General features: G+C 67.0%; 16 protein-coding genes. 11 read left to right on the top strand and 5 right to left on the bottom strand.

Translation table 11 applies throughout. The features are described 5' to 3' along the window. Positions 1-43: 43 nt before the first annotated feature. Complete coding sequence (ctaD, locus tag ACFYWY_RS26930) at positions 44-1,753, top strand: cytochrome c oxidase subunit I (RefSeq protein ID WP_389190599.1); 1,710 nt, start codon at positions 44-46, stop codon at positions 1,751-1,753. Further along, positions 1,750-2,142, top strand: a complete 393-nt coding sequence (locus tag ACFYWY_RS26925; protein WP_389190598.1) for a cytochrome c oxidase subunit 4 — start codon at positions 1,750-1,752, stop codon at positions 2,140-2,142. Before ctaD ends, ACFYWY_RS26925 begins: the two co-directional genes overlap by 4 nt. 31 nt (positions 2,143-2,173) lie before the next feature. On the opposite strand, the gene ACFYWY_RS26920 is transcribed toward ACFYWY_RS26925, so the two are convergent. Continuing rightward, on the bottom strand, positions 2,174-2,659 hold the full coding sequence (locus ACFYWY_RS26920) for a hypothetical protein (RefSeq protein ID WP_389190597.1): 486 nt from the start codon (positions 2,657-2,659) through the stop codon (positions 2,174-2,176). A gap of 258 nt (positions 2,660-2,917) precedes the next feature. Between ACFYWY_RS26920 and ACFYWY_RS26915 the strand changes: the two genes are divergently transcribed. From ACFYWY_RS26915 to ACFYWY_RS26900, 4 genes are all read left to right on the top strand, one after another. Then, a complete protein-coding gene (locus ACFYWY_RS26915; protein ID WP_389190596.1) occupies positions 2,918-3,481 on the top strand; it encodes a hypothetical protein in 564 nt (187 codons plus the stop codon). A 19-nt stretch (positions 3,482-3,500) separates the two neighbouring features. Beyond that, positions 3,501-4,037 (top strand): hypothetical protein, encoded by a 537-nt coding sequence (locus tag ACFYWY_RS26910; RefSeq protein WP_389190595.1) that lies wholly within the window; start codon positions 3,501-3,503, stop codon positions 4,035-4,037. Between the two features lie 211 nt (positions 4,038-4,248). Next, positions 4,249-4,584, top strand: a complete 336-nt coding sequence (locus tag ACFYWY_RS26905) for a hypothetical protein (RefSeq protein WP_389190594.1) — start codon at positions 4,249-4,251, stop codon at positions 4,582-4,584. Positions 4,585-4,733: 149 nt separating this feature from the next. Next, complete coding sequence (locus ACFYWY_RS26900; protein ID WP_389190593.1) at positions 4,734-6,941, top strand: endonuclease; 2,208 nt, start codon at positions 4,734-4,736, stop codon at positions 6,939-6,941. Between the two features lie 63 nt (positions 6,942-7,004). Here the strand turns inward: ACFYWY_RS26900 and ACFYWY_RS26895 are convergent, their stop codons facing one another. The 3 genes from ACFYWY_RS26895 to ACFYWY_RS26885 are packed head-to-tail and all read right to left on the bottom strand — an operon-like array spanning position 7,005 to position 10,610. Further along, complete coding sequence (locus ACFYWY_RS26895; protein ID WP_389190592.1) at positions 7,005-7,772, bottom strand: hypothetical protein; 768 nt, start codon at positions 7,770-7,772, stop codon at positions 7,005-7,007. Then, positions 7,762-9,312 carry a substrate-binding domain-containing protein gene (locus tag ACFYWY_RS26890; protein ID WP_389190591.1) on the bottom strand — a complete coding sequence of 517 codons (1,551 nt, stop codon included), beginning with the start codon at positions 9,310-9,312 and terminating at the stop codon, positions 7,762-7,764. The genes ACFYWY_RS26895 and ACFYWY_RS26890 overlap by 11 nt, the downstream gene beginning before the upstream one ends. Positions 9,313-9,350: 38 nt before the next feature. After that, the gene (locus ACFYWY_RS26885) at positions 9,351-10,610 is read right to left on the bottom strand and encodes a hypothetical protein (protein WP_389190590.1); all 1,260 of its coding nucleotides are present in this window, start codon (positions 10,608-10,610) and stop codon (positions 9,351-9,353) included. A gap of 249 nt (positions 10,611-10,859) precedes the next feature. Between ACFYWY_RS26885 and ACFYWY_RS26880 the strand changes: the two genes are divergently transcribed. The 3 genes from ACFYWY_RS26880 to ACFYWY_RS26870 all read left to right on the top strand — a co-directional run bounded on the left by ACFYWY_RS26880 (position 10,860) and on the right by ACFYWY_RS26870 (position 13,319). Then, positions 10,860-11,159: a hypothetical protein gene (locus tag ACFYWY_RS26880; protein ID WP_389190589.1), complete on the top strand. Its 300-nt coding sequence runs from the start codon at positions 10,860-10,862 to the stop codon at positions 11,157-11,159. Positions 11,160-11,950: 791 nt separating this feature from the next. After that, positions 11,951-12,550, top strand: a complete 600-nt coding sequence (locus ACFYWY_RS26875; protein ID WP_389190588.1) for a sortase — start codon at positions 11,951-11,953, stop codon at positions 12,548-12,550. 97 nt (positions 12,551-12,647) lie between these two features. Beyond that, positions 12,648-13,319 carry a class F sortase gene (locus tag ACFYWY_RS26870; RefSeq protein WP_389190587.1) on the top strand — a complete coding sequence of 224 codons (672 nt, stop codon included), beginning with the start codon at positions 12,648-12,650 and terminating at the stop codon, positions 13,317-13,319. Positions 13,320-13,338: 19 nt separating this feature from the next. Here ACFYWY_RS26870 and ACFYWY_RS26865 read toward each other — a convergent pair whose 3' ends face one another. Beyond that, entirely contained in the window at positions 13,339-14,931 is a 1,593-nt protein-coding gene (locus ACFYWY_RS26865; RefSeq protein ID WP_389190586.1) for an adenosine deaminase, read from the bottom strand. 242 nt (positions 14,932-15,173) lie between these two features. Here ACFYWY_RS26865 and ACFYWY_RS26860 point away from each other — a divergent pair, with 242 nt between their 5' ends. Beyond that, positions 15,174-15,881: a hypothetical protein gene (locus ACFYWY_RS26860; RefSeq protein WP_389190585.1), complete on the top strand. Its 708-nt coding sequence runs from the start codon at positions 15,174-15,176 to the stop codon at positions 15,879-15,881. Next, a complete protein-coding gene (gene cseB, locus ACFYWY_RS26855; protein ID WP_389190584.1) occupies positions 15,878-16,594 on the top strand; it encodes a two-component system response regulator CseB in 717 nt (238 codons plus the stop codon). Before ACFYWY_RS26860 ends, cseB begins: the two co-directional genes overlap by 4 nt.

The following is a 16,594-nucleotide window of genomic DNA, read 5'->3' as shown; positions in this document are numbered from 1 at the left end:
CGCCTGTCCCCCTTCTCACCGCCGGCGAACGGAGGACCCACGGATGGTCCACGGCCCCCTAGTGACGCCAACGGCTGTGGCCGGAAAAGAAAGGACCGTGGTCGGGAATCGGATCAGAGGCTGGTTGACGACCACGGACCACAAGGTCATCGGCAATCTCTACATGGTCACGGCGTTCGGGTTCTTCCTGCTGGCCGGTTTGATGGCCATGGTGATCCGGGCCGAACTGGCCCGCCCCGGGCTGCAGATCGTCAGCAGTGAGCAGTACAACCAGATGTTCACCATCCACGGCACGATCATGATGCTGCTCTTCGCGACTCCGATGTTCGCCGGATTGGCCAACGCGGTGATGCCCTTGCAGATCGGGGCACCCGACGTCGCCTTTCCCCGGCTCAATGCGCTCACTTACTGGCTGTACCTCTTCGGCGGACTGATCGTCCTCTCCGGTTTCCTCACCCCGGAGGGGGCAGCGGATTTCGGATGGTTCGCCTACGCCCCGCTGAACGGGCCGGTGTACTCCCCCGGCGAGGGAGGTGACCTGTGGGCGATGGGTCTGGTACTGGCCGGAGTCAGCACCACCCTCGGATCTGTCAATTTCGTCGCCACCATCGTGTGCCTGCGCGCTCCGGGAATGACTATGTTCCGCATGCCCATTTTCACATGGAATGTGCTGTTCACTTCCATTCTCGTGCTGGTGTCTTTTCCGGTACTGACGGCCGCATTGCTGGCGCTCGAGGCGGATCGCAAGTTCGGGGCCCATATCTTCGACGCAGCCAACGGCGGCGCACTCCTCTGGCAGCATCTGTTCTGGTTCTTCGGCCATCCCGAGGTCTACATCGTCGCATTGCCCTTCTTCGGCGTAGTGACCGAGATCATTCCTGTCTTCAGCCGTAAGCCGATCTTCGGATACGTTGGAATGGTCGGGGCCACCATCGCCATCACGATGCTTTCCGCGGTGGTCTGGGCACATCACATGTTTACGACGGGCGCCGTGCTACTGCCCTTCTTCTCGATGATGTCATTCATCATCGCGGTGCCGACAGGGGTCAAATTCTTCAACTGGATCGGCACGATGTGGCACGGGAGCATCTCATTCGAGACACCGATGCTGTGGGCGTTGGGCTTCCTCGTCACCTTCCTGCTCGGTGGCCTCAGCGGAGTGATGATCGCTTCTCCACCTCTGGACTTCCACGTCACGGACAGCTACTTCATCGTGGCCCACCTGCATTACGTACTCTTCGGCACCGTCGTCTTCGCCATGTTCGGCGGATTTTACTTCTGGTGGCCCAAATGGACGGGACGCCTGCTCGACGAGCGACTGGGCAGGATTCACTTCTGGACCCTGTTCATTGGATTTCAGACCACGTTCCTGGTCCACCACTGGCTCGGAGAAATGGGGATGCCCCGCCGTTACGCGGACTACCTCGCCACGGATGGCTTCACACTCCTGAACACGATTTCGACCATTGGCTCGTTCCTGCTCGGCCTTTCCACTCTGCCATTTCTCTACAACGTGTGGCGCACCACTCAGTACGGACCCAAAATCGAGGTCGCCGATCCATGGGGTTTCGGCCGGTCCCTCGAATGGGCGACATCCTGCCCAGCGCCCCGGCATAATTTCCATGCGATGCCCCGCGTGCGTTCCGACTCGCCGGCCTTCGACATGAACCATCCGGAGGCGATGGCGAGGCCCGATGCCCAACGCAGACGAGTCGAGCCGCCACCGGATCCGCACGGGGAGGGAAGCGTATGAAGATCGAGGCCTACCTCTTCGCCTGGGTCGCCCTGTTCTTCCTTGTGACTGACGTGATTTATGCCGTGTGGTCCAAGGAGCCTGCCGGCATCGCGGCGCTCACCGTGGCGTTCGCCATGGCGTCCCTGATCGCGTTCTTCTTCGGCACGACGTACCGCAGGAAGGGCATCCGCCCGGAGGACCGCAAGGAGGCCGAGATCCGCGACAGAGCGGGCCCCCTGGGGTTCTTCCCGCCCCAGAGCGCCTATCCGGTGCTGACAGCCGCCGGCAGCGCGGCACTGGCTGTCGGCGTCGTGTACGGCCTATGGCTGGTGCTGATCGGGCTCGGCGTACTGGTGGCGGGAGTCTTCGGACTTGTCTTCCAGTTCGCCGGGGGCAGCGAGGACTGAGCGGCTTTCGGCGTCACGCCGCCGCGGATCGCTATGAAGTCCATTCCTTCGTGATCTCGAAGGAATGGACTTCATGACCCAGCTCTTTTCCGTCGGCGTCAGTGAACGTCCCGGTCACTTGGTAGGTGTCGCGGGCCAGGCGACCGCTCGGCAGCCGCTCCGGCGGAAGCACCAGCTCGTACGGACCGCCCGGCCGGTAACTTCCGAGCATCACCTCGGCCGTCCCGATCACCGCTCCATGCCGTTTCCTCACCACAGTGAACTTGAGGCCTTCGACGGCCTGCCGGAGACGGAAGCCCAGTGTGATGCGGATTTCCGCGCCTTCTTTGAGCGCGAATGGAGCCTCCAGCAGTGTGGTCTCTGCCTTCCCGGGTTCGGGCAGTGCGACGTCGAGCCCTTCGCGCCCCTCAGCTTGCAGAGTGACGCTCAGCAACTCGAGCTGATCGGAACCGTGGATCGGTTCTTCAAGGGGCGCTTTCATCGGACAATCCAGCCTTCGCAGCCACGGTGTCAGCATACTGACACCACACCCCCGCCGGTTGATTCTCGACTGCCCGCAATAAAACGGGACAAACTGCCATGCCTGATTCTCCGCATCCTGGGCACCCGCGTGCCTGAAGGCGGAACGTTCGCAACAGCGCGCACTGTGACGGCGCGGAGGTGATCGACATGGTCCCGATCCTGTGTCCCGCTGGTACCGGTGGTAGGTGATGGGGGGCCGCAACCCGGCAAGGTCAGGTTCTGACCAACACTGACCACGCCCTTGGAGGAACAGATGTCTGCCAGCACTCTTGTCGCCATCATCGTCCCCATCGCGGTGGTGTTGATCATCATCGCCGTAGCGCTGTGGACTCTGTCGCGCCGACGGCGCCTGCGGGAGCGCTTCGGTCCGGAGTACGACCGCACTGTGGCGGAGCAGAACAGCCGACCGGCTGCAGAGCGCGAGCTGCGTGCCCGCGAAGAACGCCACGACAGGCTCGACATCAAGGAACTGCCGGCCGAGGTCCGACACCAGTACGCGGACGACTGGAGCAGCGTCCAGGAACGCTTCGTGGATCGCCCCGGCGAGGCGGTCGCCGATGCGGACCGGCTCGTGGCGCGGCTCATGACCGAGCGCGGATATCCGACCGACGATGGATACGAGCAGCGGCTGGCAGATCTCTCTGTGGAGCACGGCCGCACCCTGGAGCACTACCGCACCGCCCACGAGATCAATGTGCGCAGCGGTGGCGGGCAGGCCACCACCGAAGAGCTGAGAGGAGCGATGGTGCACTACCGCGCACTGTTCGAGGAACTGCTCAGCGACCGGGGCAATGCCCGGCGAAACGACGGCTCCTGAGCCGGATGAGGTGAAAGACATGCAACGAGACGGCATACGGGATGGGGACGATAGGACTCGCCCGCCCGGCGAGGAAGGCCTCACGACCGAGAGCATCGCCAATCCCCAGGGTCCCCGTGCGGAGTCTCAGGACCGGCTGCCCCCCGCCTTCCCAGGAGAGGCCACCGGTGCCACCGGGCAGCAGGAAGAGCCGGTGAACGGCCCGGATGCTGTCGGTGAGGAGCCTGCCGGCATCCCCGAGGAGGCACCGCTGGAATCCGGAAGGGCGCAGGAGGCAGATGAAGAGGACCGGGCACTGCTCGGACCCGAGGAGACGGATGAGTACCGCGGCAAGTGGCGGGACATCCAGAGCACCTTCGTCGACGACCCACGGGACGCTGTGCGCGCCGCCGATGCGCTGGTCGCTGACGTGATGCAGACGCTGGCCAGGTCGTTCTCCGCCCACAAGCAGGGCCTGGAGGCCCAGTGGGACCGGGGCGAGGAAGTTGCGACGGAGGAACTGCGCGTCGCGCTCCAGCACTACCGCTCGTTCTTCAACCGCCTGCTCAGTACCTAGCGGCGTCAACCAGAAGAGGCAGGCCTTCGTCCCGGCGAAAGCGAGGGCTGGGCCGGAGGATGGTGCCGTGCCATGCCATGCCGGAAGGTGGCGCCGTGCCGTTGTGAAGAGATGCTATAGGGGACGTTCGGGTGGTGTGTTGCAGCACCTGCAACTGAACGCGGCCCAGCGGGGCTCTTGTTGGTCAGTGACGACGACCCAGGAGGCCTTGATGAACGCCTGGCAGTTTTCCGAACCTCCGCTGACGACGCCGCAGTCGGCGATCGATTCGTACCGCTTCCCCGGTGTGCGGGACTTCGACCAACCCGAAATCGTGGGAGCTGTCGATGAGCTCGGCGACTACTTCCTGCCCGCGCCGGATCCACGGCAGCGACTGCCGTTCACACTGGCGGCCGAGGACAGCCACCGCCTGGAGCTGCACGCCGTGCTGACCACCGCGGGTATCGCCCCGCTCCCCGGTGACATGGACGCCATCAACGTCCTCAGCACACTGGACGACACAACGGTCGCGGCCGTCCTGCGCTGGGTGAGCAATGCGTCCAGGTAGCTAGCAATTATGCAGCGGTCGAGTATTGAACGGAGAACAACTGATCCATTCAGGTGAGCGGTGCCGGGCATTCCATGCACATACTGGAAGAGGGGCGAAAAGACAGCGAAATCCTGGCGTGGACGAGGGCCACGAGGAGGCGTGCCGACATGACAGTGGAGCAGTTGTCCCAGGCCGACGCGGACTACCTTTCGCAAGTTGAGGGAGCGCGCGACCGCTACGCGAAACGCGCCGGGGAGCGGACTCGCAACCTGCGGGTGCTGGACCGCAGCGGCATCCTCTACGCCGACGCTCCGGAACGGGTGAGCAAGAGACTGGCACGCCTGGGCGCCGACTGGGCGATGGCCACCGCGATCGAGCAGACGCCGGCGGCAGCCACCACGGGCAGCAGCCTGGATCTGGACCCGGACACCGTCGGTGCCGACGTACTGGGGCTGGAACGCCTCATGGGGCGCAATGACCTCATCGGAGTCGGTTTCCTCGAAGCAGGCTTTCTGGCGTCCCGCTCGATCGGGCGGTTGACCGTCCGGGGAGGAGCCGGGATCCACCACGGCACCGGATTCCTCGTGTCCCCCTCGCTCCTGATGACCAACAACCATGTGCTGCGCACCGCGGACGAGGCAGGCCGTGGCGTTGTCGAATTCAACTTCCAGGCAGGCCTGGACGGACAGATGCTCGCTCCGGTGGTGTTCGAGCTCGAGCCGCAGACCCTCTTCGTCACCGACCGCGCCCTCGACTTCAGCGTGGTCGCCGTGGCCCAGACCTCCCAGGACGGCCGGCCGCTCTCGCCCTTCGGCCGACTGCCCCTCAGGGAGACCGAGGGCAAGGTCATCCTCGGCGAGATCGTCAACATCATCCAGCACCCCAACGGCGAGCCCAAGCAGCTGGCACTGCGCGAGAACAAGGTCGTGGACCTGCTGGAAAAGTTTGTGCACTACGAGACCGACACGGCGCCCGGCTCATCGGGGTCTCCGGTCTTCAACGACCAGTGGGAGGTCGTGGCACTGCATCACGCGGGCGTTCCGCGCACCGACGAGAACGGCAAACCCCTTGCCCTCGACGGGTCCCTCTGGCACCCGGGCATGGGTGAGCACCGGCTGGACTGGAAGGCCAACGAGGGGGTGCGGATCAGCCGCGTCCTGGGCGCGCTGAGGCAGTTCCCGCTGTCCGGTGCAGCCGCCGCCCTCCGCGAGGAGCTCTTCGCAGCGGGCGCGGCCCTGCACCCGGTGGAGGCGTCACCGCCGCCGAGCGGGGCGAACCACGTCGGACTTCAGAGTCTCGCGCCGGACGGAGCCACGCATCAGCAGGCGGCGCCCGCAGGAGCCGTACGGTGGACCGTACCGCTGCACATCAGTGTCACCCTCGACCCGGCGACCCTCCTGGCCCAGGCCCAACCTCCGGCCACAGCTGGGGCTGCGGCGCCGACGCCCCTTCCCGTCACTGCCCTCCCCGGCCCCGCGCTTTCCGGGGTCGGACACATCGACGGCCAGTCGCCCGCCGAGAACGACCTGGCCGCCGCAATGGTCAACCTCGCCGCCGCCAGAGCCCGTCCGTACTACGACGCGGACGCGGACCGGATCGCGCGCGACTCCTACTACGCGGACATCCGCTCCGACAGTCCCGCCGGTCTGCGCCACGCGCTCGCCGAGCTGCTGGAGTCCACCCATGAGCGCCGACCCGCGTACAAGCCGATGCGCCTGCTCTACCCCTGGGTCGACCTCCACCCGGACGAGCAGTTGCGCAGCATCTACTCGGGCAAGGATTTCACTCCCGAGGAGCTCATACAGGCCGACGCCGCGGTGGAGGCCGCCCGGATCGGGCGCTGGCAGGAGTTTCTGCTCCACGAGAGCGCGCCCGGACCCGAGGCGCTCGAGGCCGAGTTCGAGGCCCTGGAGGCGGCACTGCCGTTCAACTGCGAGCACGTTGTGCCCCAGTCCTGGTTCGCCAAAAAGGAGCCCATGCGCGGGGATCTGCATCATCTCTTCGCCTGCGAGTCGGCGTGCAACAGCTTCCGCGGGAACATCCCGTACTTCGACTTCCTGGACAGTGAGGAAGTCGTCCGGCACTCCTGCGGACGCCGGGAGCCGCTGAAGTTCGAGCCGTCGGCCGGCAAGGGGCCGGTCGCCAGGGCGACGCTGTACTTCCTGCTGCGCTACCCCGGCTTCATCGGCGACGAGGCACGGGAGCTCCAGCGGGAGCGCCTGAACCTTCTGTTGTCCTGGCACGCCGACGATGCGGTGAGCGAGTACGAGCGGCACCGCAATGCGGCGATAGCCGAGATGCAGGGCAATCGCAATCCGCTCATAGACCACCCGGAGTGGGCAGAGGAAATCGACTTCGCGGGTGCCTGGTCCTGACAACACCGCAGCCCGGCGCACTCGTCCGACCGCCGTCCGGGACGCGGTAGGCGCTTGATCCGGCTACCGGAAGATCGCCATGGCCTGCACCTCCAGGACCGCGTCCTCGGCGTTCCAGTCCTGGACCTTGCCCAGACAGCGTGCCGAGAAGGTGCCTTGCGGGACCTCGTTGCGCAGGCCCTCCGTCGCACAGGTGACACGGACGCGAGGACCTCGTGCGGGATCGTCCGGGTCTCCGTACGGCGCCAGGAAGACCGTGAACTCCGCCGATTCGCTGATCTTCCGGAACCGGCCTCTGATCAGCACGAAATCCTCGATGTCTCGGAGTCGGACGGTGTGCTGGGAACTCCCGGAACCCTGGAGTGCTGCCACCCCTCTGATCAGTGCCTCGTTGCGTCTGACGGTCTGATTGACCAGGTCGACGTGGACGATGACGTCCTTCCTCTCGAGAACGTCCATGATGATGCCGATCACCGAGATGGGCTCCGCCACTTGGAGATACTTGCTGACGATCTCGCTGTTGTCGCGCCTGCCACCGCCCGCGCTCATCCCGAAGACCGTGGCGCGGATGTTCCCGTCCCTGCTGTCGCTGGTCCGCTGCTCGACCTCTTTGCGCAGGGCTGCCGCATAACCGCGCATCTGGTAGTGATCCATGACCGATCTGTCATGGAGGTAGAAGCAGATGCTGTAGGTGAGGTTCTGGCCGCCGGTACGCCTGCCACGGGTGAGCCAGTGGAGCGTCACGGCGAGCAGCCCCACGGCGCCGATCACGGTCATCAGCCACAGGAGCATCCAGGGCCACCAGACGCCCCACCACACGTCACTGAGCACACCCACGTATCTCCTTGAAAGCACTGAGGAGGGACTGGGCTGTGGCGTCGACCATCCGTCCGCCGGTCGCCCGTGCCGCTCGATCGAGTTCCTTGGTGTCGGCCTCGCCATAGCGAATGGTGTAGGTGCGCACGGCGCGGGCCGCCTGCGGCCGTGCCTCGTAACGGCTTATGAAGGCGTCCAGGTTCATCCCGGCGTTGTTCTCACCGTCCGTCATAAGGACGATGGAGACGGGCCGGCCGGGCTGGTCCCGTACGATGCCGGCCACCTTCGTATAGGCACGGTCGAGAGTGGACCAGATGGCCGTGCTCGCGTCGAAGTCGTCGGCCGCGACGAATCCGCGGAGGCGGTCGAGATCCCGCTGCCCGTCGTAGGTCAGGCTCCTGTCGTCGAGTACGCGGCCGCCGAATCGCATCACGGTGAGCGATTCGCCCCGGTAGAACCTGACGAACTTTCCGGAGCGCGAATCGTCGGCGCCGCTGAGGCCGTCGAAGGTGGCACGCACTTTCGCGATGCGCTCGCCCCGCATGGACCCGGAGAAGTCGAGCAGAAAGATCACCTGGGCCGGCTTGTCGCGTTGCGGATCGCCGTAGTCGGCGAGGAGCCGGTCGACGACCTCCTGCTGGTCCGGGAAGTACAGGGCATTGCCGACGGGCTCGCGGAGTACGGGGATCCGGGGCACCGCCGGATCGATCGGCCGGCGCAGCGTACGTTCCATGATCTTCTTCTGGACCGGTTCGCTCTTCAGCCAGTCCACCATCCTGTCGTACGCGGCGCGCTTGGCGGGGTCGAGCAGCAGCAGGGGGTAGTCGGACAGCACCATGCCGTCCTTCGGATAGACGATCTCCAGTGACTTGCGGAGCTTCCGGCCGCTGTTGAGGGAGAGCAGTTCGGACTCGTAAGTGATGAGGGCGTCCACGTCGTCCTGGCGGCGCACGAATCCGTCCGCCAAGCGGCGGGAGGAGCCCTCGGTCAGTGCGTGACCGGTGAAGAAGCCGCGAAGCCGGTCGCAGGAGACGTCCTTGGGACGCAGTGCTCCGCCCGTACCCGCGGCGGCTGTTGCCACTCCGACGAGCGCGGCAAGGCCGCTGTTGCTGTGCCGCGGATCGGCCATTGCGAACTTCAGGGACCCGTCCGCCGCGGCGTCTGCCACATCGGCCCAGGAGATCTGCCCGCCGGGCGCCGCGCGGCGGAGCCGGTCCGCCGTGGCGGGCTTCATGCCGATGACGACCGGAGAGCGCATGATGCTGGTGGTCAGGGGCTTCTCGGCGTGGTGCCCGGCGGCCTTCAGCTTGAGCTGGAAATAGCGGTCGGAGGAGAGCCAGGCGAGGTCGTGGCGGTAGCGACCCGGGACGAGTGCGTTGCTGGCGTCGACGGTGCCCCGGTAGTCCATCTCCAGCTCTATCCCGGTGTCGCGGCGGAGATCTTCGAGTAGGGGCCGCATATCGGCGAGCTCCGAACTGGCCAGCACGCGCAGCGTGACCGGGTCGGGGTCACCCGACGAACAGCCCGAGGCAGCGCCGAGCCATAGCCATGCCATGCACACGGCGATGAAGCCCGTCAGGCGGCCGCGCGCCCTCATTCGGGCAGCCCGGGCGTGGATCCGGCCGGGGACCCGGCCGCCGGACAGTCGCCCACAATGGAGATCATCCTTTCCAGAAACCGCAGCCTCGGCATGGACGTCCTGGTGTTGTCGCCCTCCATCGAGGGGACCGGGATGTCGCGCCCGCGCAGGAATTGGGAAAGCTTGTCGCCCGAGACCTCCCCCGACGGGTCGAGGATCCGGAATCCCAACTCCATTGCCCTTTGCCGCAATTCAGGGTCGTGGGTGATGAGTTCACCGAGCCGGTCGCCCTTCATGTTGAGTGCGATGAACTGGGGCTGGGTCACGAATTTATTGTCCGGGTAGAGAAGCACCCGCTCGGAGTCGAGCTCCTTGGACTCGGCCTGGTATTGCACCTGGTACGCCAGATACTGGTGCTCGTACGCCACCACGACAGGGGCGATTCCCTTTCCCTCCGGGGAGAGGTAGGTCCGGAACACGTCCGCGGCCGGCAGGCCCTGCTCCAGGAGGTGTTTGACCGCTACGGCACGGTCGTCGGCTTCCTTGTCGGTGTCCGGCACCTCGTCCTTCTCGCCGTGCCAGGTGAAGGCGACCAGCGCCAGATAGGTTCCCGCCGAGTTGGACCCACAGACGTCCGGACTCTGGGCGAGGATCCTGTTCGCGTTGGTGATCCCGTGGTTCTGAATCCCGATTTCGTTCCACCGCTTCTCGTCGTCGATGCTCTCCAGAAGCTTCTGCATGTCCACGACGTAATAGAGCGGCTGGCCCTTCCCGGAGGCGCGTTGCGGCGTGACGATCTTCGCGGCCTCCAAGGTCTCGGCGTACTCGCGGTACGTGGCGAGCACGAGGGGGCTGACGAACGGCCGGTGCACCTTGACGTACTGGTTCTTCGCCGCACGCTGGCTGGTGATCAGATCCCCGGCCGGCTGTCCGGAGGGAAACACGAAGTCGTACGAGGAGATATCCCGGATGGCCACCTCACGCGATCCTGAGTGGGTGATGTGGACCCGTATGTGATGCTTCAACAGGAGACGCTGAACCTCTTTATCCTCGAAGAAGTCCCGCTTGGACGCCATCTTGCCCTCGAGCGTGACGACTCGCTCGAAGGGCAGCAGGACGTTCCCCGAAACCGCCAGCACGGCCACACTCGTCAGGACGGCGGCGAGTACGGGCAGGAAGGCGACCAGAAGACGACGGCGCGACCATAAGGACGAGGACTGGCGCCGGACGTCCAGGCGCGGCTCCTCGATGACAGGCCTCTCCCCGATGACCACAGACCTCTCCCCCGCTTCCCCACGGTCCCCCGGCTCGTTCAAGGAACAGCATTTCGCAGCCGGAGGACTCACGTGCGGGCTTCGGCGAATCCGGCGTCGACAACTCCGCCGATCCATCGGCGGGCCGAGGGCGCCACTCCGGTGCCATCACCGCGCGAACCGGTCCTGCAGGTGTCAGACTCGAAGAACGGCAGATCGGGGGGCAAGCCGGCATTTCAGCTTCCGCCACCGTCAGTAAGGGCATGCGCCATGACCTGGGCATCGTGGACGACCACCGGAATCTACGCGGGAGCCGGTGGCGTCCTCACCGAAGAGGTCGGTGTGATCAGCGGTGACCTGACCGTCCATACCACCTGGTCCGAGGACCAGGCCCAGATCGCCGTTCAGTTCAGCGGCGCCTCGGACTGGTACACCATGGCCGGCAGCCCCGTCCCGTGCGCCTCCGAAGAGGCCAGCCGCACCCTCCACCAATCCATCGTGGAGGCGGTGCGGGAAGCAGCGGGAGCCGCCCCCGTCTCCGTCGACCAGGGCATGGCTCCGCCGGCCTGAGCCGCCAGGACTGCGCCGCGTCCTGGACCGTCACTGTGCGCTACGTACTCAGGTCGCTGTGTTCACAGCGACGTCATCGCCGCCATGCGGTGCCTACCAGCCCGACCGAGGGCAGGCGCACCCGTTCCCGCGCGCGCTCCCCGAGGTCACGCCCGCCCTGCTGGACGTGCTCCTGGTCCACCTGCTCCGCGCATGGCTGGACGAAGAGGCCTCTCGCGGGTCCGGCTCCGGCTGGTGCGCCGGGCTCACCGGTCCGGCCGTCGCGCCGCGCTCGACCACATCCACCGGCAGCCCGCGCGGCCGCGGGATGTCCAGAACGGCTCTCGCCAAAGCGTTCACCTCGTTCGTCGGGCAGTCGCCCGATGGCCCAACAGGTCGGTTGCAGCTAGGAATTCGCCTTCGCCCAACGCCTTCAAGCGCACGTCCAAACTCGCCCCGCCGCCCGCTTCCGGCGGGAGCACCGTGCGGTCCCCGATCCACGTCCTGACGGTGCGACAGCTTCTAACGGTGCATCAACCACCTGAACCCCGGGACGCGACATCGACACGTTCCTGCCCGAACGGACGCTCCTCGCCCGTTCGCCGTCCTTCTGTCGCTTTATTCACCGTGACAGTCTCCGCTCCGGTGACCTGCATAAATGATCAAGCGAGAGCAGCCGCTACACCTGCCCGGGTGACACATATGTCGATGCGTCATGTTGCGGAGCTGACGGACTGTCGGTTGCCTCATGAGCGGAGCACAGCAGAGGCGCCGCGCAGACAGGCCGGACACTGCTCCGTTGGAGGATCGTCATGCGTAACACACGTGTCGGTGTAGGTATTGGCCTGGCTCTCGGTGCCCTTGGTCTGTCGGCCTCGGCCGCTGTCGCCGCCGGTGCCTCGGACATCGACATCCAGCCGGGGAAGGCCTCCCCGGGCACCAAGGTCATCGTCAGTACCAAGGCCTGCGGCCCGGACGTGACCTACGGCAAGGGCGAGTCGAAGGCCGGAGGGGCGTTCCACCTCTTCGAAGGTGAGAGTAAAGGCGAACTCACCGGCGAGTTCGAGCTCCCGGAAGGGACCAAACCCGGGAGCGACACCGTCACCTTGAAGTGCCCGCCGCGGATCAAGGTCACTGATACATATCAGATCACCGACCACGAGGGCGAGGGCTCCGACCACGAGGGCACCGACCACGAGGGCGAGAGCGCCGACCACGAGGGCACCGACCACGAGGGCGAGAGCGCCGACCACGAGGGCACCGACAACCACCCGAACGGCTCAGTCGACGCCGGCTTCGGGCCGCCCCAGGACAGAGGTACGCAGTTCGCCCTGGGCGGTGTGCTGCTCGCCGGAGCCGTCGCGGGGGGTGTGGTCAGAAGGCGCCGCCGTCTGAGCGGCATCCGAACCTGACCGTCCGACGCCCGCGCACCGGCCCCCGGACACGGCAACGGTCCGGGGGCCGCGAGGGCCTACCACCACCCGCTGCGAAAGCAGAGGCTCAACCGCGATGGAAAAAGGGCACAGGACCAGGGCTTCCGCACACTCGTCCACCCCTTCAGTCAGGTTTCTGGCCAGCGCACTGGTGGCCGGTACCGTACTGGTGATCAGCGCGGCACGCGACGAGCAGCCACCGCAGCCTTCGGCTGCCCAGGCCTTCTCCACTGCTGTACGCCCCGCCCCCAGCGGCACCGCCTCAGCCGCGCGACCCATCGTCCAGCCGCTGCCGCCGTCGGATCCGGTTCGCATTCGGGTCCCCGCCATCGGCGTGGACGCCCCCATGACAAGACTCGGCCTCGACGCCTCGGGGGCACTACGGCCTCCGCCCGCCGACAAACCCACCCTTGCCGGCTGGTACGGCGACGGCACGGCTCCGGGCTCGAGGGGGACAGCCGTCACCGCCGGGCACGTGGACACGCCTGCGGGCCCCGCCGTCTTCCAGAACCTCGGTGCCCTGACCAAGGGCGACACCATCGAGATCAGCCGGGCAGACCGGCGCACGGCCGTGTTCGCCGTCGACGCCGTGGAGGTCTACGACAAGAAGAAGTTCCCGGACGAGAAGGTCTACGGCAGCTCCGGCCTACCCGAACTGCGGGTGATCACCTGCGGCGGCAGATACACCAAGCACACCGGCTACCAGGGCAACGTCGTGGTCTACGCGACGCTGAAGGCGGTGAGATAGCCCACCGCCCGCGGTGTCCTCAACTGGAAGGTCCCAGGCCGCCCTGCGCGAGAACCCGTCGCTCGAAAGCCGCGAAGGCGGCCTCCTGCCGCCATTCCACCGCCGCCTTCGGGCTGGCCGCGATGAACGCCGCGCACCTGGGCCCCGGTACGCGCTCCCCGGGGCGTACGGCGAGGCACTCGCGCACCGGCCGGTAGCCGTCCAGGGTGCGCCACAGGCTGTGGCCCGGCAGGAACGCGTGCTCGAGGGAGGCCCGGGCCAGGTCTTTCAGTTCCCGATAGGACAGGTTGTACGTCTGGGCCGCACGCCGGTACTCGTCGCTGATGGTGATCCGGGAGACCCCCGCGTCATCGGTGGCGAGCACGACGGGAACGCGGTGCTCCCGGTACAGCGGGAAGGGGTGCTCGGGGCCGGAGATGCCGAGGATCTGGTCGTTGCTGCTGAGCGGGACCTCTACGGCGATACGGCGCTCGGCCATGGTCCCCATGAGTTCCTCCGCCGCGTCCTCGTGCCGGATGTCGACGCCGTGGCCGATGCGCTCGGCGTGAGCGACGTTCACCGCCTCGCGGATGTGGAAGCGCAGGTCCTCGGGCTTGACCAGGCCGGGGGCCAGTTCGCCGGCGTGCAGGGTGATGTGCGCCCGCGGGTAGACGCGGTGCAGATGGGCGAGCATCCGCATGTGGAGGCTGTAGTCCCGCAGGGAGACGGCTCCGTCCTCGGGCTGGACCAGGTTCACCGCGGCGAACCGCGGGTCGCGTTCGGCCAGTTCCATGGCCAGCACCATCTGGGTGAAGACCCTTTCGGGGGTGCTGTTCCGCGAGACCTGCGAGATGAACCGGAAGGGCACCGCGCAGCCCGGGTCCGGCGTCGCGCTGTCGCAGTGGGCGGTGGCGCGGAATGCCGCGAGGCCCTGGTCGGCTTCCGTCTGTGCCTGGCGCACGACCTGGTCCATGGCGCCGTCGGCGAGCAGCTTCTGGTGCATCCGGGGCAGGCTCGCGTCGTAGCCGACCCGGTCGGCAAGCGCGGTGGCCCCGCGTGCGTTGGGGGTGACCATCAGCTCTTGGTAGAACTGCTTCTGCCGCGCAGCCGTGTTCGACACCTCGGCCATCAACTCCCCGGGATGGCGCTGGGCCACCTCGGAGAACTTGCCGAAGGTGGCGAAGAAGTGGTCGTGTCCCGACTCCTCGCCCGGCGTGAAGTCCTGCATCGACCAGGCCCGCAGTACCTGCTGGCGGAACGCTGCGTCGGTACGCATCTCGACAGCCGGCCGACTGTTCGCCGGGCACGGCGGCGGGAGGTCCCGCTGGGTGCCGTTCTCGATGCACAGACCATCCGCCATCGCCAGGTCCATCAGCAGTTCGGTCGATACCGCACCGGAGAGATGGCTGTGCAGGTCGGCGCCCTTGGGCAGCTCGCGGAAGAAGGAGGCCAACGCTTCTGGCTGGTTGCGGATGCCGTCCAGATACGCCGATACGCGGCGCTCGACGGCGGGGGGCGGGGCCACCTCGGCGCCGGTGTCGGCGGCGGCCGACTGCGTGGCGAGCAGGGTCAGCGCCAGGGCGAGCAGCATCGTCGGACGGCTCCGCGCGGTGCGGCGATTCTTGGTGATCATGCTGGCATCGTGGCCAGCCCCGTCGACGACTGACGAAGTGACAGGCCGTGATCACCTGAAGGGGCGAGTAGCCAGGCGCCCATGAGCAAGGCGGCAAGCTCCGCCGGGTTCGCCGCTCGGTTCCGTCCGCATGGCCGCCAGGCTACGGAACCGCTCCACCGACGCCCAGCCGTGTTCTCCAGGCCGCAGCTCTCAGACCGTCTCTGACGCCGCCTCATCGACGCCGGTAGGCTGATACGACTATGTCCCGCCTCCCCCACCCCCACCGGCGGCCTCACCGAGTCGTCGTCGCCGCACTCGCCGTCGGCGCCGCCGTCGTGAGTCTCGTCGGGTGTGCCGCCGACACCGGGGCGCGGGACGGGGGCGTCGCGCCGCGGGTGGCGCCGCCCGTCAGTTCTTCGCCGCTGTGGCCGCAGCACGCCACGCCCACACCGCCCGCGAGCGAGCCCACCGCCTCCGGCCGTCAGTATCTGAGCATCAAAGGCATCCAGGTGGGCGCGGGCGGGCTGAAGCAGATACCGGTGAAAGAGCTGCTGGAGGGGGACCCGAACGTGCCCCAGCTCGTACGGGATGCCATGCAGAACTGTCCCGGCTCGGCGTGCGGTCTGCGTGCGCCCGTACACCGGGATCTCACCGGGGACGGGCGGGACGAGCTGATCGTCGCGCTGGATGAGCCGAAGGCCGGGCTGACGCTGATTCAGGTGTACCGGGCCTTCGGTACGGCCGTGCGGCCGGTGTTGATCAGTTGGGGTCCCCTCGGGCTCACCGGTGAGACCTTCGGGCACGATCTGGTCCTCACGTCGACCGGGAACGACGGCCGCTTCACCACCCGTTACCGGTGGGACGGCAACGTACTCACCGCGGCCGTCCCACAGGACCAGACCGGTGACCGGGCTCAGTCCGCCGGGTCGAGTCCGTCGCCGAGCCCCCGGACCAGGACGGACCGATGACCAGTTCCCCCGCCATGCCCGGCAGCGCCATCGAGGCGCATCTGTTGCTCGTCGAGGACGACGAGGTCATCCGTAACACCGTCCGTATGCTCCTCGACCGCTACGGCTTCACCGTCTCCACCGCCGCCGACGGGCTGACCGGTCTGGAGCTCTTCCGCGAGCGGCGCCCGGACCTGCTGCTCCTCGACGTCATGCTCCCCGAGCTCGACGGCATCGGACTGTGCCGCCGTATCCGCGAACTGAGCCTGGCGCCGATCCTGATGATGTCCGCACGGGGCGACGCCCTCGACGTCGTATCAGGGCTGGAGGCGGGCGCCGACGACTACGTCATCAAACCCTGCGAGAGCGCGGTACTCGTCGCCCGCATCCGCTCCCTGCTGCGTCGCGCCTCCTTCACCCCCTCGCCCGCGGGCGGCGCTGCCGACACGGCCACCCTGACCTTCGGGGACCTCACCATCGACACCCGCGGCATGGAGGTACACCGCGCCGGACAGCCGCTCGCCCTCACCCCGACCGAACTTCGGATGCTGCTCGAATTCGCCGCGTCGCCCGGCGTCGTACTGGAGCGCCGGACCCTGCTCAGCCGGGTGTGGGACCACGCCTGGCACGGCGACACCCGTGTCGTCGATCTGCATGTGCAACGCCTGCGGACGAAGATCGGCGCCGAGCGGATCGAAACGGTCCGCGGCTTCGGCTACAAGCTGCGGCGCTGA

The organism is Streptomyces sp. NPDC002870 (assembly GCF_042888505.1).
Classification (GTDB): Bacteria; Actinomycetota; Actinomycetes; order Streptomycetales; family Streptomycetaceae; genus Streptomyces.
The sequence above is the reverse complement of the archived record's forward strand: the minus strand, read 5'-3'. Positions and strand labels throughout refer to the sequence as shown.